Origin of the sequence: Tenacibaculum sp. Cn5-46 (assembly GCF_022347705.1) — a bacterium.
Lineage (GTDB): Bacteria > Bacteroidota > Bacteroidia > Flavobacteriales > Flavobacteriaceae > Polaribacter > Polaribacter aiptasiae.
Genome location: NZ_JAKRGD010000002.1, coordinates 137652 through 162503, shown reverse-complemented (window position 1 = coordinate 162503; position 24852 = coordinate 137652). Strand labels below are relative to the sequence as shown.

At 29.5% G+C, this 24852-nt stretch carries 20 protein-coding genes; 12 read left to right on the top strand and 8 right to left on the bottom strand.

Annotated elements, in window-relative coordinates; genetic code table 11:
* Nucleotides 1-21 precede the first annotated feature (21 nt).
* The gene (locus MHN29_RS04705) at nt 22-2367 is read right to left on the bottom strand and encodes a GEVED domain-containing protein (RefSeq protein ID WP_235274478.1); all 2346 of its coding nucleotides are present in this window, start codon (nt 2365-2367) and stop codon (nt 22-24) included.
* A 290-nt stretch (nt 2368-2657) separates the two neighbouring features.
* Between MHN29_RS04705 and MHN29_RS04700 the strand changes: the two genes are divergently transcribed.
* From MHN29_RS04700 to MHN29_RS04675, 6 genes are read left to right on the top strand one after another with little or no spacing between them, the layout of a single operon-like run.
* Nucleotides 2658-4319, top strand: a complete 1662-nt coding sequence (locus MHN29_RS04700) for an ABC transporter ATP-binding protein (protein WP_235274479.1) — start codon at nt 2658-2660, stop codon at nt 4317-4319.
* A 58-nt stretch (nt 4320-4377) separates the two neighbouring features.
* Nucleotides 4378-5394, top strand: a complete 1017-nt coding sequence (locus MHN29_RS04695) for a sugar phosphate nucleotidyltransferase (RefSeq protein WP_235274480.1) — start codon at nt 4378-4380, stop codon at nt 5392-5394.
* Nucleotides 5372-6367, top strand: a complete 996-nt coding sequence (locus tag MHN29_RS04690; protein WP_239176067.1) for a tetratricopeptide repeat protein — start codon at nt 5372-5374, stop codon at nt 6365-6367. The genes MHN29_RS04695 and MHN29_RS04690 overlap by 23 nt, the downstream gene beginning before the upstream one ends.
* 22 nt (nt 6368-6389) lie before the next feature.
* Nucleotides 6390-7157: a DUF4292 domain-containing protein gene (locus MHN29_RS04685; RefSeq protein ID WP_235274482.1), complete on the top strand. Its 768-nt coding sequence runs from the start codon at nt 6390-6392 to the stop codon at nt 7155-7157.
* Nucleotides 7157-8380, top strand: coding sequence for a murein hydrolase activator EnvC (locus MHN29_RS04680; protein ID WP_235274483.1), 1224 nt, complete (start codon nt 7157-7159; stop codon nt 8378-8380). The genes MHN29_RS04685 and MHN29_RS04680 overlap by 1 nt, the downstream gene beginning before the upstream one ends.
* 6 nt (nt 8381-8386) lie before the next feature.
* Nucleotides 8387-9421 carry an AI-2E family transporter gene (locus MHN29_RS04675; protein ID WP_150898085.1) on the top strand — a complete coding sequence of 345 codons (1035 nt, stop codon included), beginning with the start codon at nt 8387-8389 and terminating at the stop codon, nt 9419-9421.
* A 7-nt stretch (nt 9422-9428) separates the two neighbouring features.
* Here MHN29_RS04675 and MHN29_RS04670 read toward each other — a convergent pair whose 3' ends face one another.
* On the bottom strand, nt 9429-9941 hold the full coding sequence (locus MHN29_RS04670) for an acyl-CoA thioesterase (RefSeq protein ID WP_235274484.1): 513 nt from the start codon (nt 9939-9941) through the stop codon (nt 9429-9431).
* 61 nt (nt 9942-10002) lie between these two features.
* Nucleotides 10003-10902, bottom strand: coding sequence for an SPOR domain-containing protein (locus MHN29_RS04665; protein ID WP_235274485.1), 900 nt, complete (start codon nt 10900-10902; stop codon nt 10003-10005).
* 95 nt (nt 10903-10997) lie between these two features.
* Here MHN29_RS04665 and dprA point away from each other — a divergent pair, with 95 nt between their 5' ends.
* Together dprA and MHN29_RS04655 are read left to right on the top strand one after the other, a co-directional pair.
* Complete coding sequence (gene dprA / locus MHN29_RS04660) at nt 10998-12104, top strand: DNA-processing protein DprA (protein ID WP_235274486.1); 1107 nt, start codon at nt 10998-11000, stop codon at nt 12102-12104.
* Between the two features lie 32 nt (nt 12105-12136).
* The gene (locus tag MHN29_RS04655; RefSeq protein WP_235274487.1) at nt 12137-13195 is read left to right on the top strand and encodes a hypothetical protein; all 1059 of its coding nucleotides are present in this window, start codon (nt 12137-12139) and stop codon (nt 13193-13195) included.
* Here MHN29_RS04655 and MHN29_RS04650 read toward each other — a convergent pair.
* Together MHN29_RS04650 and MHN29_RS04645 are read right to left on the bottom strand one after the other, a co-directional pair.
* Nucleotides 13192-13905 carry a DUF6503 family protein gene (locus tag MHN29_RS04650; RefSeq protein WP_235274488.1) on the bottom strand — a complete coding sequence of 238 codons (714 nt, stop codon included), beginning with the start codon at nt 13903-13905 and terminating at the stop codon, nt 13192-13194. The genes MHN29_RS04655 and MHN29_RS04650 overlap by 4 nt on opposite strands.
* 64 nt (nt 13906-13969) lie before the next feature.
* A complete protein-coding gene (locus MHN29_RS04645; RefSeq protein ID WP_235274489.1) occupies nt 13970-14827 on the bottom strand; it encodes a DMT family transporter in 858 nt (285 codons plus the stop codon).
* Nucleotides 14828-15008: 181 nt separating this feature from the next.
* Here MHN29_RS04645 and MHN29_RS04640 point away from each other — a divergent pair, with 181 nt between their 5' ends.
* The gene (locus MHN29_RS04640) at nt 15009-16994 is read left to right on the top strand and encodes a sensor histidine kinase (RefSeq protein ID WP_235274490.1); all 1986 of its coding nucleotides are present in this window, start codon (nt 15009-15011) and stop codon (nt 16992-16994) included.
* 3 nt (nt 16995-16997) lie between these two features.
* Nucleotides 16998-17801, top strand: a complete 804-nt coding sequence (locus tag MHN29_RS04635) for a response regulator transcription factor (protein ID WP_235274491.1) — start codon at nt 16998-17000, stop codon at nt 17799-17801.
* Nucleotides 17802-17890: 89 nt separating this feature from the next.
* On the opposite strand, the gene MHN29_RS04630 is transcribed toward MHN29_RS04635, so the two are convergent.
* A complete protein-coding gene (locus MHN29_RS04630) occupies nt 17891-19456 on the bottom strand; it encodes a hypothetical protein (RefSeq protein WP_235274492.1) in 1566 nt (521 codons plus the stop codon).
* A gap of 172 nt (nt 19457-19628) precedes the next feature.
* Here MHN29_RS04630 and MHN29_RS04625 point away from each other — a divergent pair, with 172 nt between their 5' ends.
* Nucleotides 19629-19835: a hypothetical protein gene (locus tag MHN29_RS04625; protein WP_235274493.1), complete on the top strand. Its 207-nt coding sequence runs from the start codon at nt 19629-19631 to the stop codon at nt 19833-19835.
* 111 nt (nt 19836-19946) lie between these two features.
* Nucleotides 19947-22697 (top strand): AAA domain-containing protein, encoded by a 2751-nt coding sequence (locus MHN29_RS04620; RefSeq protein WP_235274494.1) that lies wholly within the window; start codon nt 19947-19949, stop codon nt 22695-22697.
* A 5-nt stretch (nt 22698-22702) separates the two neighbouring features.
* Here MHN29_RS04620 and MHN29_RS04615 read toward each other — a convergent pair whose 3' ends face one another.
* A complete protein-coding gene (locus MHN29_RS04615; protein ID WP_235274495.1) occupies nt 22703-23434 on the bottom strand; it encodes a protein phosphatase 2C domain-containing protein in 732 nt (243 codons plus the stop codon).
* A gap of 85 nt (nt 23435-23519) precedes the next feature.
* Nucleotides 23520-24845 carry a TlpA disulfide reductase family protein gene (locus tag MHN29_RS04610; RefSeq protein ID WP_239176066.1) on the bottom strand — a complete coding sequence of 442 codons (1326 nt, stop codon included), beginning with the start codon at nt 24843-24845 and terminating at the stop codon, nt 23520-23522.
* Between the last annotated feature and the right edge of the window lie 7 nt (nt 24846-24852).

The following is a 24852-nucleotide window of genomic DNA, read 5'->3' as shown; positions in this document are numbered from 1 at the left end:
GCTTTATTAGTTTCTAACAAGCTATTTTTTGATAATTTTAGTTTTTAATAATTTTTGTCCGTCATTAACTTCTAAAATATAGATTCCAGTGTTTAATTTAGATACATCTAAACTACGAGAGTTATCTAAACGTCCAGCTTTTACTACTTTTCCAATTGTATTTACAACTCTATAAGCAATATCGTTAGACTTAGAAGCTAATTCAACTTGTACAAAATCAGATGAAGGGTTAGGGTAAGCCATTAAGCTTAAGCTTGTATCGTTTCCTAAGTTTGCAGCTCTTACTACATCAGAATCTCTGGTAGTACTTGCTGTAATATTTACAGTATAATCTTCAACCTCTCCGTAGTTATAAGTTCCACAAGAAGTAGTATGTTGAGCAGTATCTTTCATTGCAACACGCATTCTAGTTTGACCTAATAATGCAGATGCAGGAATTGTAATATCAGCAGATACATTTGATGCAGTTGAAGCAGAACCAGCTACTACTCTTTCGCTAGATTCAAAAGTTCCATTTTTATTAAAATCAATCCAAACTGACCAGTACTCTTTATAAACAGTACTTGAGTATCCAACACTTAATACAATTTTACTAGTACTTCCTTTAGCAACTGTAGCTACTTTAGAAGTAAAGTCACCATAACCACCATTAGCACCAGTAGAATTTGTCATTCCTCCGAATGATACATAATCAATCCACTCGTAAGAAGTAGTTCCTTTATAAGAACAGTAAGATACAGAGTTAGATAAAGTTGAAACACTTACAGTATTACTACTAGAAGATACATTTCCAGCAGCATCTTTTGCTCTTACAGAGAATGTATAAGCAGTTCCAGCAGTTAATCCAGTAATATTTACAGATGTATTAGCAGTGCTTCCTAATTTTGTAGAACCACGGTATACGTCATATTCAGTTACTCCTACATTATCAGAAGAAGCAGACCAGTTTAAAGTTAAAGTAGTTTGAGCTACGTTAGAAGCAGTTAAACTTGATGGAGCAGTTGGTGCTTGAGTATCCGCACTAGAAGTTGCAGAAGTATAGTTTGCAGCCCATCCAGCAGCTGTTACAGATCCATCAGAAGTAAACTTAACAAACATTGCATTTCCTGTAGAAGTTACAGCACTTGGAGTAGAAGTTCCAGAGAACTTACCTAATTGAGTTGCACTAGCACTAGAACCATCGTAAACAGTTACGAAATCATAACCACTTTCAGTATTAAAACTACTAAAGTTTAAAGTAACTTTTCCTCCGTTAGCAGGTTTAATTAACCAAGTACAGTTTTTACCATTTCCATAGTTTTGACTTCCACTTCCATCATTAAAAGAACCTGTATTTTCAGTTAAAGTAGCCCCACCATTACAAGGATCTTGAGAACCACCACCAGTGTTTCCACTTCCAAACTTATCAGATAAAGCTAAAGAACGTCTAGAACCACCAGCTAATAAAACAGCACGCATTCTATTCTTTTGTCCACTAGTAAATAAGTTCATACAAGAATCATCAGAATAATCCATATAGTTTTGAACCATATCTTCAGAACCACAAGAAACGTGTCCAGTTTTACATCCATAGTTAGGAGCATCAGACTCAGGAGTATCAGATACGAAATCATCAATACCACATCCACCGTCACCCCAAATGTGACGTAAATTTAAGAAGTGACCAACCTCATGAGTTGTAGTTCTACCTCCATCAAAAGGAGCTTTTGCAGTTCCAGTAGTACCAAAATATTGGTCAGACATTACAACACCATCAGTTGCAGCAGCTCCACCTGGGAACTGAGCATATCCTAAAATATTATCTCCATTTGGTCTTTGAATGTTATCAACTACCCACATGTTTAAATATTCAGCAGTATTCCATGCATTAACTCCACCTTGAGAAGCATATTTCATTTTATTTTGACCTGTAATCCAAGTAGAAGTAGCAACCTGAGTTCTTGTAATACCAGTAGTTGCATTACCGTTAGGATCAACAGTAGCTAATCTAAATTCAATTTGAGTATCAGCAGCTTGAGACCACTTGTTAGTTCTATCAGAATTTGTTCTTCTAAAATCGTTGTTAAGTACAGTTAACTGAGACTGAATTTGAGCGTTACTAATGTTATTTGTTGAATTTGTATATAAAACATGAACTACAACAGGAATTGTAATAATGCTACCATTTACTTTACCTTGGTAACTCTCCATTTCTTTTACTCTCTTCTGAGTAAAAGATTCAATTTCTTGCATTCTTTTTTCTAAAGTAGGATCCTGAGCCATCCTTTCTTTTAAATCCTCGTCTGCGTGACAAGTCCTTTTTTGTTGAGCAAATGTCACTCCAATAAAAAATAAGCATAAAAATGCCAGAGTAATTTTGTTTTTCATTTCTGAAGGGGTTTTTAATTAATTATTTTTTATTTAAAAGTTAACTATTATCATATTCGCAATAAAAACTCTTAAATTTTTGTTAAACGGGCAACAAATATAGAAAAAAACATTAGTTCTGCTATTTTTTTTGCAAAAAACAAAAATTTTTAATATTTTTAAGTCTTTTCATTTTTTTATAAACCCAGCACTACACTAGGTTTAAAGCATTTTTAAAACTTTTAAAAAAAATACATCTGTCATTAACTTTTCAATAAGATTAATTGTATTTTTATTAAAATTTCACACGAATGCTCCAAATTAAAAACTTAGAAATAGCTTTTAAAAAATCACCTTCAGTTGTTAAGAACATATCTTTTAATTTACAGCAGAATGAAATACTTGGAATAGTAGGAGAGAGTGGAAGTGGAAAATCTATAACCTCTCTTGCAATCTTAGGACTTTTACCTGAGTTTGCAGATATTAAAGGAGAAATCCTTTTTAACCATCAAAATTTATTAGCATTTGATAATCAACCCCTTGAAAAAATCAGAGGAAGTGAAATTGCTATGATTTTTCAAGAACCAATGAGTTCTTTAAATCCAACCTTAACTTGTGGTTATCAGGTTGCAGAAATATTACAATTACATACAACACTATCGAATAGTGAAATAAAAGAAGAAGTTATTTCTCTTTTTAATAAAGTCAAATTACCTAGGCCAAATGATATTTATAACTCTTATCCACACCAAATAAGTGGAGGTCAAAAACAGCGAGTTATGATTGCCATGGCAATAGCTTGTAAACCACAATTATTAATTGCCGATGAACCTACAACAGCTTTAGATGTTACAGTTCAAAAAGAAATAGTTTTACTGCTAAAAGAGCTACAAAAAGAGTTTAAAATGGGAATATTATTTATTTCTCATGATTTAGCGCTTGTTTCAGAAATTGCCGATAATGTAGTTGTAATGCACAAAGGAATAATTATAGAACAAGGCGCTTCAAAAGATATATTTTTAAACCCAAAAGAGAATTATACCAAAGCATTAATAAACTCGAAACCAAACACTAAGAATCGTTTAAAAACACTACCAACAGTTAGCAATTTTATAAACAATTCTGTTGATACTACTTTATATACCGATAAAGAACGAGAAGAGTACCATAACAAAATATACAATAAACCTCCTCTATTAGAAATCAAAAACTTACACAAAAATTTCATTTCCAATGCTTCTTGGTTGTCAAAACCAAACATAGTAAAAGCAGTAAATGATGTTTCTTTTAAAATTTATGAAGGAGAAACCTTAGGTTTAGTTGGCGAAAGTGGTTGTGGAAAAACTACATTAAGTAGAACAATTTTACAACTAGAAACAGCTAGTTCAGGAGAAATTATTTATAAAGGGAAAGACATTACAAAGCTTTCTAAATCAGAGTTTAAAAAACTGAGAAAAGATATTCAAATAATATTTCAAGATCCTTTCTCTTCCTTAAACCCAAGAATTACTATTGGTAATGCAATTCTTGAACCAATGAAAGTTCATAACATTCTTAATTCTTCAAAAGAAAGAAAAGATTATGTACTGGATTTATTAGAAAAAGTGGGACTCGATAAAGAACATTTTTATAGATATCCACATGAATTTTCTGGAGGACAAAGGCAACGTATAGGAATTGCACGTACCATAGCTTTACAACCAAAATTAATTATTTGCGACGAATCTGTTTCAGCTTTAGATGTATCAGTTCAAGCACAAGTTTTGAACTTATTAAATCAATTAAAAGCTGAATTTAATTTTACTTACATATTCATTTCACACGATTTATCAGTGGTTAAATACATGGCTGATCAATTAGTTGTAATGAACAAAGGTAGGATAGAGGAAATTGCAGATGCAGACGAAATATATAATAACCCAAAAACAACGTATACCCAAACTTTAGTAGAAGCCATCCCAAAAGGGCTTTAACTTTTTTCAATACTATATTAGTAGTATATTGCGCTGTTAAAAAATAGAAAAGAGAAATATGAAAATAATAGTCCCAATGGCAGGAATAGGTTCTCGTTTGAGACCTCATACTTTAACTATTCCTAAACCTTTAACTGTTATCGCTGGTAAGTCAATTGTACAACGCTTAGTTGAGGATATAACTTCAGTAGTAAACCAACCTATAGAAGAAATAGCTTTTATAATTGGTCCTGCTGCCAAAGGGTTCCCTGCAAACACTGCAGATAAGCTTAAAAGTATCGCTGAGGATCTTGGAGCAAAAGGTTCTGTATATGTTCAAGAAGAAGCTTTAGGAACTGCTCATGCAATTTACTGTGCTCAAGAGTCTTTAGACGGCCCTTGTGTAGTTGCTTTTGCTGATACTTTATTTAAAGCCGATTTTAAATTAGATTCAAATGCTGATGGTGCTATTTGGGTAAAAAGAGTAGAAGACCCTAGTGCTTTTGGTGTTGTAAAACTTAAAGATGGTTTTATTACAGATTTCGTAGAAAAACCAAAAGATTTTGTTTCTGACTTAGCCATTATTGGTATTTATTACTTTAAAGATGGAGCGAAAGTTCGTAATGAAATAAAGTATTTGTTAGATAATGACATTAGAGAAAATGGTGAATATCAATTAACTAATGTTTTAGAATCTTTAAAACAACAAGGAGCAAAGTTTATTCCTGGTACTGTTGACGCTTGGATGGATTGTGGTAAGAAAGACCCAACAGTAGATACAAACAAGCAAGTTTTAGGTTTTGAACAAAACAATGGCAACAATTTAGTAGCTAATGACGTTGTATTAGAAAACTCTGAAATTATTCAACCATGTTATGTTGGAAATAACGTAACATTAAAAAACACAAAAATAGGACCTTATGTTTCTATTGGTGAAAATAGTGTAGTTGAAAACTCTACTATTGTAAATTCATTAATACAAACAAATGTTCAAATATCTAATGCAAAATTAGATAACGCCATGATTGGTAATCATGCAAAATACAATGCTAATTATACATCAGTAAGTATAGGTGATTATACAGAACTTACATAAAAAAAATAGAAGAAAAATTAAAGAGGCAAGAAGGAACTTCTTTTTGTCTCTATTTTTCTTTTTGTTTTATTTTCTCTCCTTAAAAGCACAAGACAGCATTCCATCTTCAGAAGATGTTAGTGAAAATGATAATATAGAGTTCCAAGAAAACTTCTTTAAAGCACTGTCTAACAAAGCAATTTTCAATTATCAAAAAGCAATTGAAAACCTAGAAAAATGTAATGAGTTAGACCCAAATAATAAATCTGTATTATTTGAACTCTCTAAAAATTATGTAAAACTAGGCAGAAATAACGAAGCCTTAGAATACATAAAAGCTGCCGTAGAAATTGACAATGAAAATATATGGCTTTTAGAACATCAAGTTCATATTTTAAGGAAAATTGCAGCCTTTGATGAAGCCATTGAAGTTCAAGAAAAAATTGCTAGTAAGTACCCTAAAAAGAAACGATTCTTAGTTTTTTTACATTTACAAAACAGAGATGTAACTTCAGCAAAAAAAGTTTTATCTGAATTAGAGAAAAGTAAATTATTAAATGCTAGATTAAGAGTAATTCAAGAAAAACTAGAAGAAACAAGACCTAGCAAGGAAAACATAAAAAAAGAAGAAAACACAATTGTTAGCACTGATTTAAGAGCTAATTTTGAAAAGGAAAAATCATTCAATAATTTAAAACTTTTATTAAATAAACTGTCATCAAACAATGATGATGATTTATTAAAATACAGCGAACAAGGTTTAGCATTATTTCCTGCGCAACCTTTTGTTTATTTTATGAATGGAAAAGCGTTAAATAATAAAAGTCAATTTAAAAAAGCAATACAAAGCTTACAAAATGGCGTCGATTTTGTAATTGACAATAATGAAATTGAAGCTAAATTTTATTTAGAAATTGCTCGTGCTTATGAAGGATTAAACAATCCAGAAAAAGTAAAAACTTATAAAAATAAAGCAGCAAAAGTTCTAAAATAATTTACTTCTCTATTACTAATTTATGAAATATTATACTCTCTTATTTATATTATTCATTGGTTTTGCTTCATGTAAATCGAGCAAAAAGGCAATCAATTCTACAGTAGTAAAAAAAATGTCTGCTCGTAAAGTAGCAAAAAAACATATGTCTTCTAACTTCGATGAGAAGACCATTGACGCCCGCTTAAAAGTAAATTATAGAGATACTAAAGATAAAATAGGGTTTTCTGTACGTATGAAAATCATAAAAGATCAAGTTATTTGGTTAAAAGGAACTAAGATTATTAATATTTTTAAAGCTAAAATAACACCAACCAAAGTCCAATTTTATTCTTCTTATTACAAAAACTATTTTGATGGCGATTTTGCAATGCTTAAAAAAATGTTAGGAACTGATATTAATTTTGAGCAATTACAAAATATGTTATTAGGACAATCTATTTTGAATGTAAAATCTCAACGCCAAGAAGTAGTTATAAAAGATCAATCTTATCAACTTTCACCTAAAAAACAAGCTGAATTATTTAACATTTTCTTTCATGTAAATCCGAATCATTACAAGCTAGATAAACAATCAATTGTAAACCAAGCTAAAAATCAACGTTTAGATATTTCTTATCCAAAATATTCAAACAAAATGAATGTTTTATTTCCACAAAAAATTATCATAAACGCCAAAACAAAAGATAAGTTTACTAATATCAACCTTACAACTCGTTCTGTAGAGTTTAATAAAAAATTAAACACTGATTTTAAAATTCCTAGCGGGTATAAAGAAATTAAACTATAATGAAGAAGCACACGCTATTTACCCTTTCTTTTCTATGCCTTTTTTTGGCTAGTTTCTCTTCATTTGGACAAAGTAGAAAAGCTCTTGAAAACAAACGTAAGAAACTAAAAAATGAAATAAAACAAGTAAACACTTTACTAATTAAAACAGTAAAGAAAAAAAGTAATGCTTTAGATGATTTAAAAGATTTAAGTCAAAAAATAAACGCTAGAGAACGTTTAATTGAAACAATTGAATTAGAAGCCAAACTACTATCTAAAGAAATAGATAACAACGAAAAACAGCTTAAAGACTACAATAATCAGCTAAAAAACCTAAAGAAAGAATATGCTGATATGGTAGTTAAAACTCATAAAAGCAAATCGCAACAAAGTAAAACTATGTTTTTACTTTCTTCTGAAAGTTTCTATCAAGCCTATAAGCGTATAAAATATATGCAACAATATAGCGACTATAGAAAAAAACAAGGAGAGGAGATTATTGTTAAAACCAAAGACATACAAAAGCTAAATGATTCTTTAATTGAACGAAAAAAATCTAAAGAGTTATTAATTACTGATGAAAAAGATCAGAAGGATAAAATAGAATCTGATAAAAAGAGTCAGGAAAAGTTAATTTCTAAAATCAAGAGACAGGAGAAGAAGTATAAGAGAGATTTACAAAAGAAATTAAAAGAAGAAAAACGCATTACTGCACGTATCGATAGGTTAATTAGAAATGCTATTGCCCGTGCCAATAAGAATAAAAAAAATAATAAGAAAAAGTCATCATCTGCTAGTTTTGTTTTAAATGCTGCTGAAAAGAAATTATTAGCAAATTTTGAACAAAATAAAGGGCGTTTGCCTTGGCCTGTACATGGAATTATAACAAGAAAATTCGGTGTGCAACCACATCCAACTTTTCCTGGAATTAATGTTAGTAGTCCTGGTTTACATATTACAACAAAAGCAAACACTGACGCTCAAAGTATTTTTAATGGAAAAGTATTAGCTATCCAAACACAATTAGGAGGTAAAAAATCTGTCTTAGTACAGCACGGTAATTATATTTCTGCCTACAATAACTTAGAAAAAGTATATGTTAAGAAAGGTAACTCTATAAAAACTGGAGATAAATTAGGTAAAGTTTTTACAGACAAAATCTCTGGTAAAACAAAATTAGTGTTCATTTTATATAAAAATATTGTTCGTTTAAATCCAGCTCTTTGGATACGTAGTAAATAAAAACACATGAAAAACTCAGCTAACTTTATTATTATAACCATAGCATTAATTGCAACATTAGTAATTGGAAAAGGAATTCTAATTCCATTCATTTTTGCTTTAATCTTTTGGTTTTTAACTCGTGAAATACGAAAAACTATTTATAAGATACCTTTTGCTAAAAAGTTTATTCCTTTTTGGCTAAGTAACCTTATCGTTTTCACTTTAATAATTTTAAGCTTTGGATTTATTTCAGGCATTATAACAAATAGTATTTCTGACTTAACTACTTCCTATTCAAAATACGAACCTAATGTTGAGGCTATTATTAAAAAATTAGATACTTATTTTCATATTGATATAATTAAATCAATTACTTCTGTTTTAGGAGATTTTAATTATGGTTCTGTACTAGGAAATATCGCCAATGGAATAAGTGGTTTATTAGGCGATACTTTTATGATTGTAATCTATGCGTTGTTTATTTTCTTAGAAGAAACTAGCTTTAAAAAGAAACTAGTAAAGATGTTTCAGGGTAAACAAACAAGTTATGACAGTATGCAATCTATGTTATCTAAAATTGAGTTTTCAATTTCAAATTACCTTCGTTTAAAAACATACGTAAGTTTACTTACTGGAGTTCTAAGCTATATTGTTTTACTAGTAGTAGGTGTGGATAGCGCTCCTTTCTGGGCTTTTTTAATCTTTTTATTAAATTATATTCCAACTATTGGTTCTTTAATAGCTACAGTCTTCCCAGCAATTTTCAGTTTAATACAGTTTGGTGAATTTACTCCTTTTATAATCGTATTAATTGCTGTAGGTACCGTACAAGTAATAGTAGGAAATGTAATTGAACCTAAGCTATTTGGTAAGTCGTTAAATTTAAGTCCGCTTGTAACAATATTATCGTTAGCTGTGTGGGGAAAAATTTGGGGAATTACAGGTATGATTTTAAGTGTGCCAATTACTGTAATTATGATTATTATATTCTCACAGTTTGAGAAAACTAAAACAATCGCCATTTTCTTATCCGAAAACGGCGATTTAGAAGAGGTTTAAGCTCGTTTTATTCAGAAAACAATGCTTTTAACTCAGTTGCATCTTTAGGCGCTAATTTATTCGCTAAAACTAAGCTAAGCTGCTTTCTACGTAAAGCTCCGTCGTAACGTTGCTTTTCCAATTCAGTTTCTGGTTTAATTTGTGCAATAGGTACTGGTTTTCCAGTTTCGTCAACAGCAACAAATGTGTAAATTCCTTCATTTACCTTTGTTTTTTCACCCGATTGACGATCTTCTATCCAAACATCTACATAAACCTCCATTGATGATTTAAAAGCTCTTGAAACCTTTGCTTCTACTGTTACAACACTTCCTACAGGAACTGATTTAGTAAACGCGACATGATTTACGGATGCAGTAACCACAATTCTTCTTGAATGGCGACGAGCTGAGATACTACAAGCTCTATCCATACGTGCTAATAATTCACCTCCAAAAAGGTTATCTAAATAATTTGTTTCACCTGGTAAAACAAGATCGGTAAGTACAGTTAATGACTCTTTTGGCGTTTTAACTCTCATCAATTAAATTTTGATGCAAAGATATACATAAAGCCAAAAAAACGAGTAATTTTAAATGTGATTATTTAGCCAATAACCAAGCGTCTTCGCTTACCTTTTCTTTAATCAATTCTAATGCTTTTCTTGCATCTGATTTGTTGCTATAACTAGCAAAAGCAACTTGAGTTAGACCATAGGCATTTTCACCAATGATACTAGCATCATAACCTAAGTCTTTTAACTCTTGTAGCTTGTTTTCAGCATTTTCAACTTCTTGAAAAGCACCAGCAATAATATGAAAGCTATTATCTTCTGCCTTTGCTACATTTAAATTGATTGTTGGTAACGGATTATCAATTACAAAAGTTGCAGATTGTATTTTCTTTTGTAAAGATTTCTCTTGGTTTGCTAAAACTTCTTTTTGCTGTTGGTTTTGAACTCCATTCCAACCAACATAAGCAATACCTACAACAGCGGCAGCTACAGCAGCACGCTTTAATAAAATAGGCATTCTTCTTTCTTTTTCCTCAGCAGTAGCTGGTAATGTTTTAACTTCTTCTTTAAATCTTTTTATAGCAGGGCTTTCTACCTCAGCTAAACCAAAAGATTCTGCTAAAAAGTTACTAGAAGTATTAGGTTCAAAAACTACTTGCTTTGCTTCGTTTAAAGATAAAGCACCTACTGAAGCAACAGTAATAGTTTTAGATTCTAACTCCTTTTTCCACTTTGCTACTTCACTAGCAATAAATGCATTTGCTTTCTCGAAAGAAATGTTTTTGTTAGAAGCTATGTAATTAGCCAATAAACCATCATTGTGTTGCAAATACGAATTAAATGTAATTTGTTTCTTCGGTGGTGAAAAAGTATGGGTAAAGTTATTCACTTTAGCACCTATTTTGTTGGTTACAAATCCACCAAAGTTAGGAACAATTACGCAATCGTATCTGTATAATAAATCGTTTATATAGTTGGCTAATGTCATAAAAACAAAGATAGCTTTTTTAGCGTTTCTTGTCAAGGTTCCTTCTAAAATTTATCAACAGTTTTTTTGTATATTGATAATCAAAATATTGCTATATGAAAGAAGAAAAATTAGTGGCCATTCTTAGGCTACAGGCTACAAAAAACATTGGTAGTGTTTTAGCAAAAAAGCTAATTAGTACTACTGGAGGTGTAGAAAATGTATTTAAAGAACATAAAAATTCACTTCATAAAATTAATGGAATTGGTCCAAATATTACAACGCATTTATTGGATACGAAAAACTTAAAAAGAGCAGAGGAGGAGTTAAAATATATTCAACAAAAAAACATTCAATATTCTTATTTTTTAGAGAAAGATTACCCTCATAATTTAAAGCATTCTATAGATGCACCTATTCTTATTTTTAAAGATGGAAATATCAATCTAGATAATTCAAAAGTTATTTCAATTGTAGGGACAAGGAAATGTACTTCGTATGGACGTGATTTTTGCAATCAATTGATTGAAGATTTAAAAACTTATAACCCTATAATAGTTAGTGGTTTTGCCTATGGTGTTGATATATATGCCCATAAAGCAGCCATAAAAAACAACTTACAAACCATAGCTGTTTTAGCACATGGTTTAGAAGATATTTATCCAAAAACTCATAAAAAATATATTTCTCAATTACATAAAAATGGTGGTTTTATTACCGAGTTTTGGCATCAGGAAAAACCTCAACGAGAAAACTTTTTAAAGCGTAATCGTATTGTTGCTGGACTTTCTAAAGCCACAATTATTGTAGAATCTGCTGAAAAAGGAGGTTCACTAGTTACTGCTGATATTGCTAATTCTTATAACAGAGATGTTTTTGCTTTACCTGGAAAATACACAGACACCTATAGCAAAGGTTGTAACAACTTAATAAAAAACAATCAGGCACATTTATTAACCTCAGCTGAGGATATTGTAAAAATGCTGAATTGGGATGTTCAACAAACTAAAAAAGTACAGGTTATACAAAAACAATTATTTGTAAGTTTAAATGATACTGAAAAAAAGATTTATAATTACTTACAGCAACACGGTAAACAGCTTATGGATACTATTGCTATAAAATGCGAAATTCCAATATATCAGCTATCTTCTATATTATTACAAATGGAATTAAAAGATATTGTAAAACCTTTACCAGGTAAAATGTTTGAAGTAAGTTAAACTTGATTATTTTTGATTAAAATAGTTTAGAAATGTCATCAGAAGAAAAATTAATGTCTCAAAAAAAGCCTGCTTTTCCAGTAACTGAAGAGCTTCATACTTATTTAACCGAGCACAGTAGAAATATTAAAATCCCTATTTTTTATGATGATTTGTTACGGTTTCAAGGATCGGTAGTTGTGTATGATAACAATGATGTTGACACACTTTGGGTACGCACCTATTATTCTGAATTTGATCGTGAAGAAATTGATTTAAGTCTTAAAAAAGTATACACTATTTTACATTCAAATGGTAACGAAGAAACCATTCCTTTTTTAAATATTGATGCTATAGACTACTGTACTTTTGGTAACTCTAAACCATTCCGTGTAAAAGTTCGTAATATTTTAAACGATAACTATACGTATTTTTATGTAAAAAAAACTGATGCTTCTCGTATTTATGGACTTGAATTAGAACATATTTTATCGCCATACAACCTCAACTTTTTAGTGTATAAAGACACGCTAATTGAAGAACATATTGCTGGAATTCCAGGTGATGTTTTTATTAAAGATTTTTTACCAAAATGTACCGAATCTGAAAAAGCTCAGATAGCTAAAGAGTTTGTGAAATTTAACGAACGTTGTATGATTCGTTTATTGGGCGATATGCGTTCATATAACTACGTTATTGTGCCTACTCACGATTTTGATCATGTAGTGTATAAAATTCGTGCAATAGATTTTGATCAACAATGTTTTGAAGGAAAATTCAAAGTGTATTATCCTCAATTTTTCAAAGAAAACTTTTCAATGGTAACCTTAGTAGGGCAGAAGCTTCAAGAAACTTCTATTAACCAATACAAAATTGAAGAACGTTCTATTGTTGCTAAACGTATTTTAAGTTCTGAAAGTAGAGTAGACCAACTCGTTTATTGCATGAAAAACGATGTAATATCAACCGAAAAAAACATTAGTTTATTAAAACAACAAATTTTTGATTTTACTAAAGATGTTCATTTTAAAAAGAGCAACAATATGGGTGAAATACTAGATACTGCTTTAGAATTTGTAAAACGTAATTATGAAAATATGAGAGTAATCTAATTTATAGAATCTACAATAATATCTGAACCCGCATATTCATTATTCAGCTCTCTCCAATGCCTAATTCTTGTTAAAATCATATCATCGATTTGGAAGGTTCCTTCAAAAATTAAACGTTCTCCTTTAGTAGGTTCATTAGGAAAAATCATTTCTAAACCTATCATTTTATAATCTTTTAAAGAGAAATAAAGATTCCAATTTTTAGAAAATAAAGGCTCTTTTAATTCTATAGGAACTATATAACTTTCTTTATTATTAAAAGTTGCTTTTTCTGCTTTTCCGATTACAAATGTTTCATTTTTTAACGACATAGGTAAACCTAAAAGGACTTTATAAAATCTATGATATCTACCATTTCTATTAGGTTCTAGCCTGTATTTTTTAATAAGTATAGAATCTGTAACTATTGAATCATTTAACAAGGTTAAGTTTCCTTTATGAGTTACTTTGTGTGTAGAAATATGATGATCTCTATTTCTTTGAAGTTCAAAAGTATTATTCTTGTTATCAAGGCTTACTACAGAATATCTCTTATAATTACCTACTCTTGGTTCTTGAATATGAATTTTTAATACGGCATTAGACCATTTTTCATTCTTATCATGGAACTGATTACTTTTTTCTATGAGTAATTTTCCCTCTAATTTTGTTTCCTTTGTTCCACATGCAACAATGGTGAAAATAGATAATACAGCAGCTAGTTTTTTCATTTTAAAGTTTTTATAAAGTAACTAAAAAATAAAATGGCCTGTTATTAAATTGATGTTAAAACAGTTACTTTTTACTTCTAATACTTTCTATAATTACAGTGGCTAAAATTAAACTTCCTCCCAAATAAGTGTTCCACGTGGGGATTTCATTTAAAAATAAAAAAGCTAAAATAATTCCAAAAATAGGTTGTACACTACTAATGATACTTGCTGTAGATACTGAGAAAAACTGTAACGAATGTACCATTAAACTATGTCCAATAGCAGTAGTTAATAAGGCTAATAATAATAAAAATGGAAATTGACTTTCGAATCCTGATACATCCATAAAAAACAGAACAGGTACCAAACAAACAGTAATTATTAAGGTTTGAAAAAACATGAGTAATACTCCATCATATTGAGTAACATATTGCTTTAATATTAAGATTCTAATAGAATAACATAGCGCAGATAAAAGTCCAAACAAAACTCCTTGTACATTGGAACTTTCTAAATTAAAATCGGGCGCTAGAATATAAATTCCTAACAACACCATAATTCCTAAAACAATATATATAGGATTGAACTTAACCTTTAAAAATAAAGGCTCTAAAAAAGCAATCATAACTGGAAATGTGTATAATGATAACATTCCAATAGCAACACTCGATTTTTTTAAAGCATAGAAATAAGTAATCCAATGAATCGCCATAAAAATCCCGCTAATAATAAACGGTAGTATGTGCCTCCTTGATTTAATAGTAACTGTTATTTTCTTATAACGGCAAAACACGTATAAAAACACCATAGCAAAAGCCGATCGAAACCAAACAATTACTTCAGAAGGCATGGCAATATATTTACCTAAAACACCTGAAGTACTGATAAAAAATGTTGCTAATAATAAGCCTGTTAAGTTTTGAATATGATTGTTTTGCATACTATTAAAATATGCCCGCAAATATAAAAGGATTCCTGATAATTAATTATTAGAAAAATTGTGTTTAAACTGCTCTTTTGGAGTTTATAACCCCTAAAAAATACAATTTAAGGTAAATGACTCAAGGTATAGGGTAATATCTGCATAACGAAGGCTAATTTCATACGCTATTTTTGTAGATATGAAAACGTATCCCTTCATTTTAATTGGTATTATATTCACCGTTTCTAATTGTTTTTCACAAATTCCAGATAGTTTACGTCATATTTTAGATACTGCTTACACCTATAAAGCAAAAAAAGATATTCAAACTACGATTACTAATTATTACGATTCGCATCGAAAAATAGAAGAGGGATTACTTTTTTTAGACTCTATTCAAAAAAATACTAAAGACCAATCGCTTATTGCTTGGCAATACTTATTAAAAGGAAATTTATGGGGTTCTTTAAACAAACAAGATAGTGCTAAAAGCCAATTAAAGAGAGGTATTAAAGTTGCCGAAAAAAATAATGATTTCAGCAATTTAGCTGGTTTAAAAATGAATTTGGCTAATCATTACAAAGAAAATAACCAAACTAAAAAAGCCTTAGAGTTATACAATCAAGCCTTAACTAATTATAGAAAATTAAATGATACTCATGGAGAGTGTAGAGTACATATTAACTTGGTAGGTCTTTACCTTGGTCAGAGTAATTTTTTTAAAGCAGAAAATCATATCGATCAATTATTAAAAGCTAATAAAATAGAGCAAAGTCCTTTTTATGCTGCAAGTGCTGCTATGTTCCAAGCAATGATTGATACTTCTGTTGGTAATTATGAGTTAGCTGATAAAAGATATCAAGAAGCTTTTGATCGTTATGGCGATTTAGATAACGTTTATTATCAATTTGTTAGTACTATAAATAGATCCATAAACTTAGGTCATATAGAAAAAAATAAGGAGGCTTTAGATGCTTACAAAAAAGGTTTAGAACTCTTTAAAAAATCAGGTTTTTATTCAGATTGGGAATGGAAACTTATACAGCCTGGATATATTAGGGTATTGTTAAAAAATAACAAGAAAAAGGAAGCCTTAAAAGTTTACAATGATTTTTTAGCCATTGAAAGCCCCGTTAAGAAAACTTTCGATTATAATATTGCTAGTATCCATGCACATATGGATAAAATTAAGGGTAAAACAAATAGTGCTATTAAACAGTTTGAAGCTCTTAAAAAAGAAAAGGGAATGGCCGATTTAAAAATTGCCAATTACAAAGCTTTAGAAAACTTATATGTAGCTAATAAAAACTGGGAACAAGCTTATAATTTGCAAACCCTTCGCATTCATTTAAAAGACTCAGTAGCTAATGAAACTGTAAAACGTAAAACAGCTTATACTTCACAAAAAATAGGACTTGCTCAAAAGGAAAAAGAGAATTTAGAGCTAGAACTTCAAAAGGAAAAACAAGAAGTTTTATTAGCAAATCAAAGTAAAAAAAATCGATTACTAATCTGGATAATCAGTACTATTTTAATTGTATTAACAATTATTTTTTGGTTGTTAATTAAAAGTAACCGTCAGCAAAAACTAATCATTGCTTTACAAAAAGAAATGCATCATCGCATTAAAAATAACTTAGGAATTATTGATGCATTTTTAGAAGTAGCTAAAGAAGAATTTGATGAAACTCATTTTGAATCTAAATTATCAGAAATTCAACAAAAAATAAATGGTATATATGAGGTACACAATCACTTATATCAAACAGAAAATGGATTAAAAATTCCAGCTCGTCGTTATGTAAATCAATTGATTGATAAGTTGCAAGATACTTTTCCAGATGAAACAGTAACTATTGAAAATGAAGTGAGTGAAAACTTACAGTTAAAAGCAGAAACCTCATTCTGTTTAGGTTTAATTGTCAACGAATTTTTAACAAATGCAATTAAACATGCCTTTCCAAATCAACACAAAGGAGCCGTTTGGGTTCAACTTACACAAAACAAAAACGAAGGTATATTAGAATTAAAAGACAATGGAATTGGATTTAGTTCTGATTTTAATATAAATACTACAACTTCTTTTGGTTTACGAACCATTCAGCTGTTAAGTCGTCAATTAAATGGTAACTTCCAAATTATGGAACATCAAGGTGTTCGTATGCAAATTAAATTCCCTTTATAATTTATGAAAGCAACTATTTTTATTGTAGAAGATGAAGCTATATTATACGAGCGTTTACGTAGATTATTATTAAAAGAAGGATATGCTGTAAGTGATTATTTACCAAGTGTTGAAGATGCTAAAAAGGCACTTACTAAACAGTTGCCTGACTTGGTTTTATTAGATATTGATTTGCAAGGAACAGAAACAGGCATAGATTTAGGAAAATACTTATCTGACCATTATTCAATTCCTTTTATTTATTTAACTAGTTTACAGGATAATCAAACTTTTTATCAAGGATTAGCAACTCATCATGATGCATTTATGCTAAAAACAAAGCCTCGATTAGATTCTAGAGAAATTATAAGAACTATTCAAACCGTACTTGCTAAAAAAAATACCAAGCAAACAACACCTAAAAAAGGGGTTATGGGTTTAGTAGATTACTTAGAAGAATTGAAACAATACACCGATTCTCAAATTACCAAAGTTCCTGTTGCTTATTCAGATATAGCTTTCTTTTCTAAAAAAGCTTTTTTAAATGAAAACGATGAACCTGAGGTTGTACGTGAAAATTATATATGGTTTCAAACTCATCAAAAAGAATATTACTTTCTAAAAACCTCCTTACGTTCATTACAATCTCAATTACCCTCTAATTTTTGTAGAATTAATGAAGGAACTATAGTAAATCTATCTCCTAATTTTTACAATGGAAACATTTTAGGTGATAAAATAGTAATAGGCAAAACTACTTTTGTTATTGGGGCTACCTATAAAAACAACTTAAGAAATCAAATCAATCGATTTTATTTAGTTGAATAATATAAAGACTGCTTTAAAGTCTATAATTTCTAACTAGTAGTTTTATAATACTTTAAGAGCAGTCTTCCCTTACTTATGTTTTAAGTATTTTATAAGTCTAAAAGTCTATATACGCCTCCTATAGCTGCTGTATTAGCATACCAAGTAGTTTGATATTTACTTCCATTATATCGTTGTTTATATGTTTTGCGGAATTTATAAGGCAACCCATTTCTTTTGCTTTTAAAAGCTACTGTAGCAACTACATAACGATATAGTATTACACCTGTAAGACTGTTACGAGCTATTCCATAACTATCAGATTCTACCTTTACTCCAATAACCTTTGAACCATCTTTTTGTTCTACTTTTTTAATCCCAGCTTTAATACTAGCACTCTTATTTAGGCCTCCTGTTTTAACAGTTGTCCACTTATACCCAGACTTCATTGGACCAAGGATATTAATTGTAAATTCTCCCTCAAAAACTGGTGCTTCTGGCTTATAATCAATGCTCTTTTTTGATGCTTCCCATAACTCTTCGTTTTTATAACGATTCTTTTCAAAATAAGCCTGAACTTGTAACTCTGGATCTTGGAAATTTATTGATGTATTTACCGTAGCTACAATTTTAATTTTATGTTTACCTCTTGGTAATTTTCTCATTATTTCAATAAAATCCTCTGAAGTATAACCTCCGTCTCTTTTTTTAGTATGCCAAGAAGCGTAATACGATAAAGGTTCCACAAATTTTTCGTTCATTCCTTCAAAGTTTAAACGAAGCTCTGGAGTATAGTGTTTTTTCCCATCTATGTATATAGATATATTGTAATTATCTGCAGATAATAGTAAATCTTTATATAACTCTTTTTCAACATTTTTAGGTTTAAAGTACATGTTTCGAATAGCCTTACCTAAATATGTTGCCATATAAATCTCATCATTAGAAGTAAAATAATTAGTTGTTTTGGTAGAACTTGGAGCATCCTTAACAATATTTGATTTTGAAAAAACTATTTTTCCAATATTCTTTTTATGAAAATCTGAAACTATTTTTTCCTCTTCTTTATAAGGTCTTTCCTTAGTTAACATCTTAAATTCATCGTAAGCCTTTTGTACATAGGCTAAAGAATCAGCAACTCCTTGTTCCTTTTTTGCTTGAAGTTCATCTTCATATTGTTTTTGTTTAAATGCTTCATTTTCGGCTGTTTTACCTGTTAATTCTTCTTTAATATTATTGATTGTTTTATGGTAAAATGGCAACATAAACCATGCAGGAGCTGATTCCTGTATTCCTTGTACTCCAGGTTCTAATCGAGATATACGAGCTTTTAAAAACCCTTGATATTTAGAAAAACCTTTGGTTTCCCATTTCGATTTATCTCTTAGATATAATGAGATTAGCTGATCTACTTTATTAATTCTACTTACAGCACCAGAATTACGTACTTGTTCTTTATAAGGTTTTGATTTTATTAGCTTAGGATAGGTACTAAAATCGGCATCAAAAAAAGACGCTAAGAGTTGTTTAGTGTCTGTTACTTTTTGAGTGTTTTTAGAAATAGCTTTAGACGTTTTTTTAAATCGTTTACTGAGCTTTCCAAACTGGGCATTTACATGGTTCGTTTGAAGTAAAAAAACGAATAATAATGTGAATAGATACTGAGTTGTTTTCATGATTTTATTTCATTGTTTTTCACGAAAGTAGCATAGAAATTGCGTCAAAAAAATGACATAGTGGAAATGTGGATTATACTGGTGAAAATCTAGTTGTTACTGATGAAAATCTAATCCTCTTTTTAGAGATTTTAAAATACTTTTAACTCAGAAATTTTAATTTAATAATCTTATGTTTTCAGGATTTTTTTTATTGGGCTTTGCAGCCTTATTTTGGTTTCAGATAGCAAAAGATACTTCAGAAAAATCAAGTACAAGATTTATATGGTTTTTTAAAAAAGTATTTGGTATTAAAGGCTATGTGTATACAGCAAAAGCAATGGCCTTATTTATGCTTTACGCTTCTTTGGTTAATTTTTATAAGTACTTTTTTGGATAGAGGGGAAATTTAATTATGTATTAAGGGGAAGAAAAATAAGAGTAGTGTTTTAATAAATGCTACTCTTTTTATTATTATAGATTTCTTAAGTTAGCTGTTCTTAAAAAAACTATGATAACGAACTACATTTCTTATTTTCATTCTTGTTATAAAGCTGACAATAATGAAACTGGCATACTTAATTTTTTTTCATCCAAATATGAAAATCAGTTTATTATAAAACCTAAAGAGGAGCTTGTTAATAATCTTTATCCAATTCAGTTTATAGCTAAAAAACAAGCTGAACAATGCCTACAAACACTTACCTTATTTAAAAACGATAAAGAACTATGGTATGGGAGTTTATTTTGTTTAGGAAAGAAAAATAATTTTAGAAAGAGAGTTAATTCTATAGCTGCTCCATTATTTTTATATAAGGCTGAAATTATAGAAAAAGAGGAGGATTATTTTATAAAAATTGATCAACAAACTAGGCAATTGAATATTGCTTTTTGTAGAAACTTATTATATGAAACTTCTTTTGAAGATTTTTTAACGGAAGTAGAACAGTTTTTAGAATACAATTTACATTTAACTTTTGAAGCGTTAAGTCAGTTTAAAAGAATTCTTGAAAAGCACATTAAAAACTTAAATATTGACAATGATTTTTTACTTTTTCCTAAGTTGAAAAATCAAACATTTTTAAAGAAAAAACTTCAAAATACCGAGGAAGCAGAAAAATATACTCTAGTAGCTAGTTCTGGAGTTTTCATATCTAGTAGAATTAACAATGTTAATGCTGTAGTTAACGAATTAGAATTATTAAAAAATAGTTCCGATTATTCACAAGCTATTCAAGCTTTTTTCTCACATGTACCTCAAGAACAATCGAATGTAGATAGAAACATACAAATTCCTTTACTGTTAAACACAGCACAAGAACGTATTGTTTACAATGCATCTAAATATCATAAATCGGTCATTTTTGGGCCTCCAGGAACAGGGAAAACATATACTATCAATGCTATTGCTCAAGACTATGTAAGTAAAGGAAAAAGTGTATTGATTGTTACTAAAACTCCACAAGCTTTACAAGTAGTTTCAGACAAATTAATGAGTTCAAAAATAGGTGAATTTGCTATTAAAGTAGGAGGTAACTACTATAAAAGAACAGTTTTAGCTAAACTAAAAAGAATAAGTAGTGGTCGTTATTATCGTCATAATCATCTAGAACAAGCAACCAATGCTAATTTAAAGAAGAATAGTTTGTACAATTCTTTAAAATCTTTGGAAACTAACTTTACTGAAAAAGCTACAAAAGAAATAGATCGTGTTGAAAAGTTATTTTCAGATAATTTTCTACAAAGAACTCTTTCAAAAATTGATATCAATTTTATTCGATCTTTTGAAGCCGAAGAATGGGATATTATTTTAAAATACTTTGATACACTAAATTCATTTGAAAAAAAGGCTGATGAAGCACTATTTAAAAACTTAATTAGTAAAATTAATATTTATTCAAACAGCGAAATAAGGAAATTAATTACCCTAACAAACATATTAGAAACAGAAGAAAAATCTTTAAAAAACCAACATATACAAAATTTAGATGCTACGCCTCTTACACATTTCTTACCTATTTGGTTGGTAAAAATAGACGAAGTTTCTTCTTGTTTACCAATGCAAAAAGATCTTTTTGACATTGCTATTGTTGATGAGGCTACCCAATGCGACATTGCTTCTTGCTTACCTATTATGCAAAGAGCTAAAAAAGTTGTGGTTGCTGGAGATACAAATCAATTACGTCATATTAGTTTCTTATCAAAAACTCAAATGCATCGTTATCAAAAGCAACATAACATTACCGATGCTTTGCGTTTTAATTATCGTAAAAAAAGTTTGTTAGATTTCACTTTAGAAAGCACAGAAAAAGGAAATCAAATAGTATTATTAGACGAGCATTATCGTTCTTTACCTGACATTATACGTTTTAGTAATACTACATTTTACGGGGAAGCCCTCCGTATTATGACTCAAACACCTTCAAATACTCATAAACAAGCCGTTTTTTTACATAAAACTTCAGGAAAACAAGAAGAAAATGGTGTTAATAATGAAGAAATAAACCTCATCATTAACCATGTAAAAGGTATTGTTGCTAAAGAAAAAGAAACATACAAAAGTAAGGCTACCAGTATTGGTATTTTATCACCTTTTAGACAACAAACGGACTATTTAACTAAGGCTATTAAAGAAGCATTTACGTTACGACAGATTAAAAAACACAAGATTAAACTCGGAACTCCTTATCATTTTCAAGGAGAAGAATGCGATGTTATGCTTTTATCCATGGTGGTTAGCGAACAATCACATTTTGCTAGTTTAAATTATTTAAACAAAGAAGATGTATTTAATGTAGCTATTACCCGTGCTCGACATGAACAACACGTATTTTATTCAGTAACTTCTAAAGCCTTACCAGAAAAATCACTATTGAAGCATTATTTAAGCTCTTTTGAAAAACAAATTTCTGAACAGACTACCACTTTAAAAATTGAAGAAGATATCTTCAGTAAAGAAGTACAAGCCTTTTTAAAGTCATTTAACGCAACTATTCATGTTGGATATGTCATTGCAGGTTTAAGTATAGATTTATTGCTAGAAAAGGATAAAAAGTACCTTGGTATTGATTTAATAGGGTATCCTGGTAGTTTTATTCATGCTTTTGATATTGAAAGATACCGTATTTTACACAGGGTAGGGATACAAATAATCCCTATTTCTTATCTCTCATGGAAATATAGAAGAGATGAAGTACTAAGGTTTTTAATAAAAATTATTAAAGATAAATTACCTCAGCAAAAAAACTTGGTAAGTAACTAGAATTATTAAATCACTAATCTTAGAATAGCCAAATCGTCGGTTGGAATCTGGTTTTCTTTGGATAACTCTATCAATTTTCTATCTAAAAAATTGGTAGCAGACGCTTCTGGGATATCTTTTAATAGTGTTTGAATTATCTCTGATTCTTCCTTTTGATTTTCTTTGTTTTTAAGATTTTTAAAAGAATAAATTCCATCTGTACTGATAGATAAATCGTGGAACATTTCTATTGAAACTCGTTGTTTTTGTTGCTCAAACCACAAATTAAAATCTTCATTCAAATGATAGCCCAGATAATCAGGTTTGTCTTCTTGTTCAAAATGATATTCTTTTCCATCAACACAAACCAATCCATCACCTACAACTATAATTTCTGCCTTAGCATTATTAGGATTCACTATTCCTAAAATTAAAGTTGATAACAGCTCATTAAATTCTAAATCTAACTTATTTCTAATGATTTTTAATTCATCAAAAAGCTCTTTTAAAACGTTTTCAAGTGTTATTTTGGGTGCTGTAACTTCTTTTTCTACAAAAAACTTATATCCTGTCTTTTTAGCTATACTTCTTAAGATTTTACCAAACAATATAGATGAAAAAACAGTTTCTTTTCCCGTGGAACATCCATCCATAACAGCTATTAATCTCTGATTATTGGACAGTTCTTCGTTTATTAAAAAATCTTCGCAGTAATGGGTGTGAAATTCTCCTCTCTGGAGCGTTGAGTATATCTTCATTCACCACAAAAGTAAACACTTTTTTATTAAGATTCTAAATACTTTAAAAACTAAAAAACTCCTCTTTTAGTAGAGGAATTTTTAATTATTTGAGTAATTCATCTAAAACTTTTTCAGTTCTTTCATCTGAAGGTTTATGCATATTGGGGTTCACAATTTTTCCTTCTGGTGATATTAATATAAATCTTGGAATTGAAGTTATACTATATGATTCTATAAATTTAGATTGAAAAGAATTATCTGCAAATAACTGTATTCCTTTCATTTTTTTAGATTCTAATGTTTCTTTCCATAAAGCATGTTTATCTTTCTTATCAACTGAAATCCCAATAAAAACTATGTTTTTGCCATGGTATTTTTCTTCTAACTTTTTTATGTAAGGTATTTGCTGTAAACAAGGTAAGCACCAAGTAGCCCAAACGTCTATAAAAACATATTTACCTTTAAAATCGGTTAGCTTAACTATTTTTCCGCTTATATCATTAAATTCAAAATTAGGAGATGTTTTCCCTTCTTTAGTTTTTTTAACGTTTTCATATAACTTCTTGGCTTCTTTTAAAAACTCTTTGTGGGTAACATATGCTTTTATCAGCTTATAGTATTCTTCTGATTTCTTTGGGGTTTTAGAAATACCATAATAAAAACTCAATAATACATCTAGCTTTAACGCTCCAGTTTTAATACTTCTAAACAACAAGTCCATTTCTTCTATATCTTCTGCTTTTTCTATAGCTTTTTTCCATTTTAAACCGGCTAAACTCTTATATGCTGGTATTGCATTAAACAAATACTCATCATCATAATTTATATCTTTTAAAGGCTTTAAATAGCTTTCCGAAGGAGTAACTATTTTACCAAAATAAAATTTTTGCAAATTTTCATAACTATATAAATCCAATAAGTAATCGTATTTCAAATTTTCTAATTCTTTCCCAACAAAAGAATCATCTAATTTTTTACTCATTAGCATATTTTTAACCTCTATATTCAAGGTTTTTATTTGCTCTGAATATTTATTCTCACCTACTTTATAAAATTTCTCAGTATCTTTTTTTCTATCTATAAATAATTTTCTTTTATCTATTAAATACTGGTTTATTTTTGCTCCTTTCCCTGAAAAAGCAACCGTATTTATAAGGTCTTTTGCATCAAATGAAATGGTTAAATCGTCATTATTTTTTAGATACAAATAAATCATTTCATTATTCTTTCTTAGAATATAATATCCATCAGATAAATCAATTTTTCCTGTATTAAACGTACCTATTGTATCTACTTCAATGTTTTTAACTACTCTTTCCCCAAGGTTTCGTAACGAAAAAAAAGTTCCTTTTTCATAATTCTCTATTTTTCCTTTTAATTCTTGACCTAATACTACTGCTGATGCAAACAGTATTAGTAGCATACTCATTTTTTTC

What these genes read in the sequence shown, in the direction of transcription:
- MHN29_RS04705 (WP_235274478.1), bottom strand. Translation starts at nt 2,367, where the DNA reads ATGAAAAACAAAATTACTCTGGCATTTTTATGCTTATTTTTTATTGGA.
- MHN29_RS04700 (WP_235274479.1), top strand. Translation starts at nt 2,658, where the DNA reads ATGCTCCAAATTAAAAACTTAGAAATAGCTTTTAAAAAATCACCTTCA.
- MHN29_RS04695 (WP_235274480.1), top strand. Translation starts at nt 4,378, where the DNA reads ATGAAAATAATAGTCCCAATGGCAGGAATAGGTTCTCGTTTGAGACCT.
- MHN29_RS04685 (WP_235274482.1), top strand. Translation starts at nt 6,390, where the DNA reads ATGAAATATTATACTCTCTTATTTATATTATTCATTGGTTTTGCTTCA.
- MHN29_RS04680 (WP_235274483.1), top strand. Translation starts at nt 7,157, where the DNA reads ATGAAGAAGCACACGCTATTTACCCTTTCTTTTCTATGCCTTTTTTTG.
- MHN29_RS04675 (WP_150898085.1), top strand. Translation starts at nt 8,387, where the DNA reads ATGAAAAACTCAGCTAACTTTATTATTATAACCATAGCATTAATTGCA.
- MHN29_RS04670 (WP_235274484.1), bottom strand. Translation starts at nt 9,941, where the DNA reads ATGAGAGTTAAAACGCCAAAAGAGTCATTAACTGTACTTACCGATCTT.
- MHN29_RS04665 (WP_235274485.1), bottom strand. Translation starts at nt 10,902, where the DNA reads ATGACATTAGCCAACTATATAAACGATTTATTATACAGATACGATTGC.
- dprA (WP_235274486.1), top strand. Translation starts at nt 10,998, where the DNA reads ATGAAAGAAGAAAAATTAGTGGCCATTCTTAGGCTACAGGCTACAAAA.
- MHN29_RS04655 (WP_235274487.1), top strand. Translation starts at nt 12,137, where the DNA reads ATGTCATCAGAAGAAAAATTAATGTCTCAAAAAAAGCCTGCTTTTCCA.
- MHN29_RS04650 (WP_235274488.1), bottom strand. Translation starts at nt 13,905, where the DNA reads ATGAAAAAACTAGCTGCTGTATTATCTATTTTCACCATTGTTGCATGT.
- MHN29_RS04645 (WP_235274489.1), bottom strand. Translation starts at nt 14,827, where the DNA reads ATGCAAAACAATCATATTCAAAACTTAACAGGCTTATTATTAGCAACA.
- MHN29_RS04640 (WP_235274490.1), top strand. Translation starts at nt 15,009, where the DNA reads ATGAAAACGTATCCCTTCATTTTAATTGGTATTATATTCACCGTTTCT.
- MHN29_RS04635 (WP_235274491.1), top strand. Translation starts at nt 16,998, where the DNA reads ATGAAAGCAACTATTTTTATTGTAGAAGATGAAGCTATATTATACGAG.
- MHN29_RS04630 (WP_235274492.1), bottom strand. Translation starts at nt 19,456, where the DNA reads ATGAAAACAACTCAGTATCTATTCACATTATTATTCGTTTTTTTACTT.
- MHN29_RS04625 (WP_235274493.1), top strand. Translation starts at nt 19,629, where the DNA reads ATGTTTTCAGGATTTTTTTTATTGGGCTTTGCAGCCTTATTTTGGTTT.
- MHN29_RS04620 (WP_235274494.1), top strand. Translation starts at nt 19,947, where the DNA reads ATGATAACGAACTACATTTCTTATTTTCATTCTTGTTATAAAGCTGAC.
- MHN29_RS04615 (WP_235274495.1), bottom strand. Translation starts at nt 23,434, where the DNA reads ATGAAGATATACTCAACGCTCCAGAGAGGAGAATTTCACACCCATTAC.
- MHN29_RS04610 (WP_239176066.1), bottom strand. Translation starts at nt 24,845, where the DNA reads ATGAGTATGCTACTAATACTGTTTGCATCAGCAGTAGTATTAGGTCAA.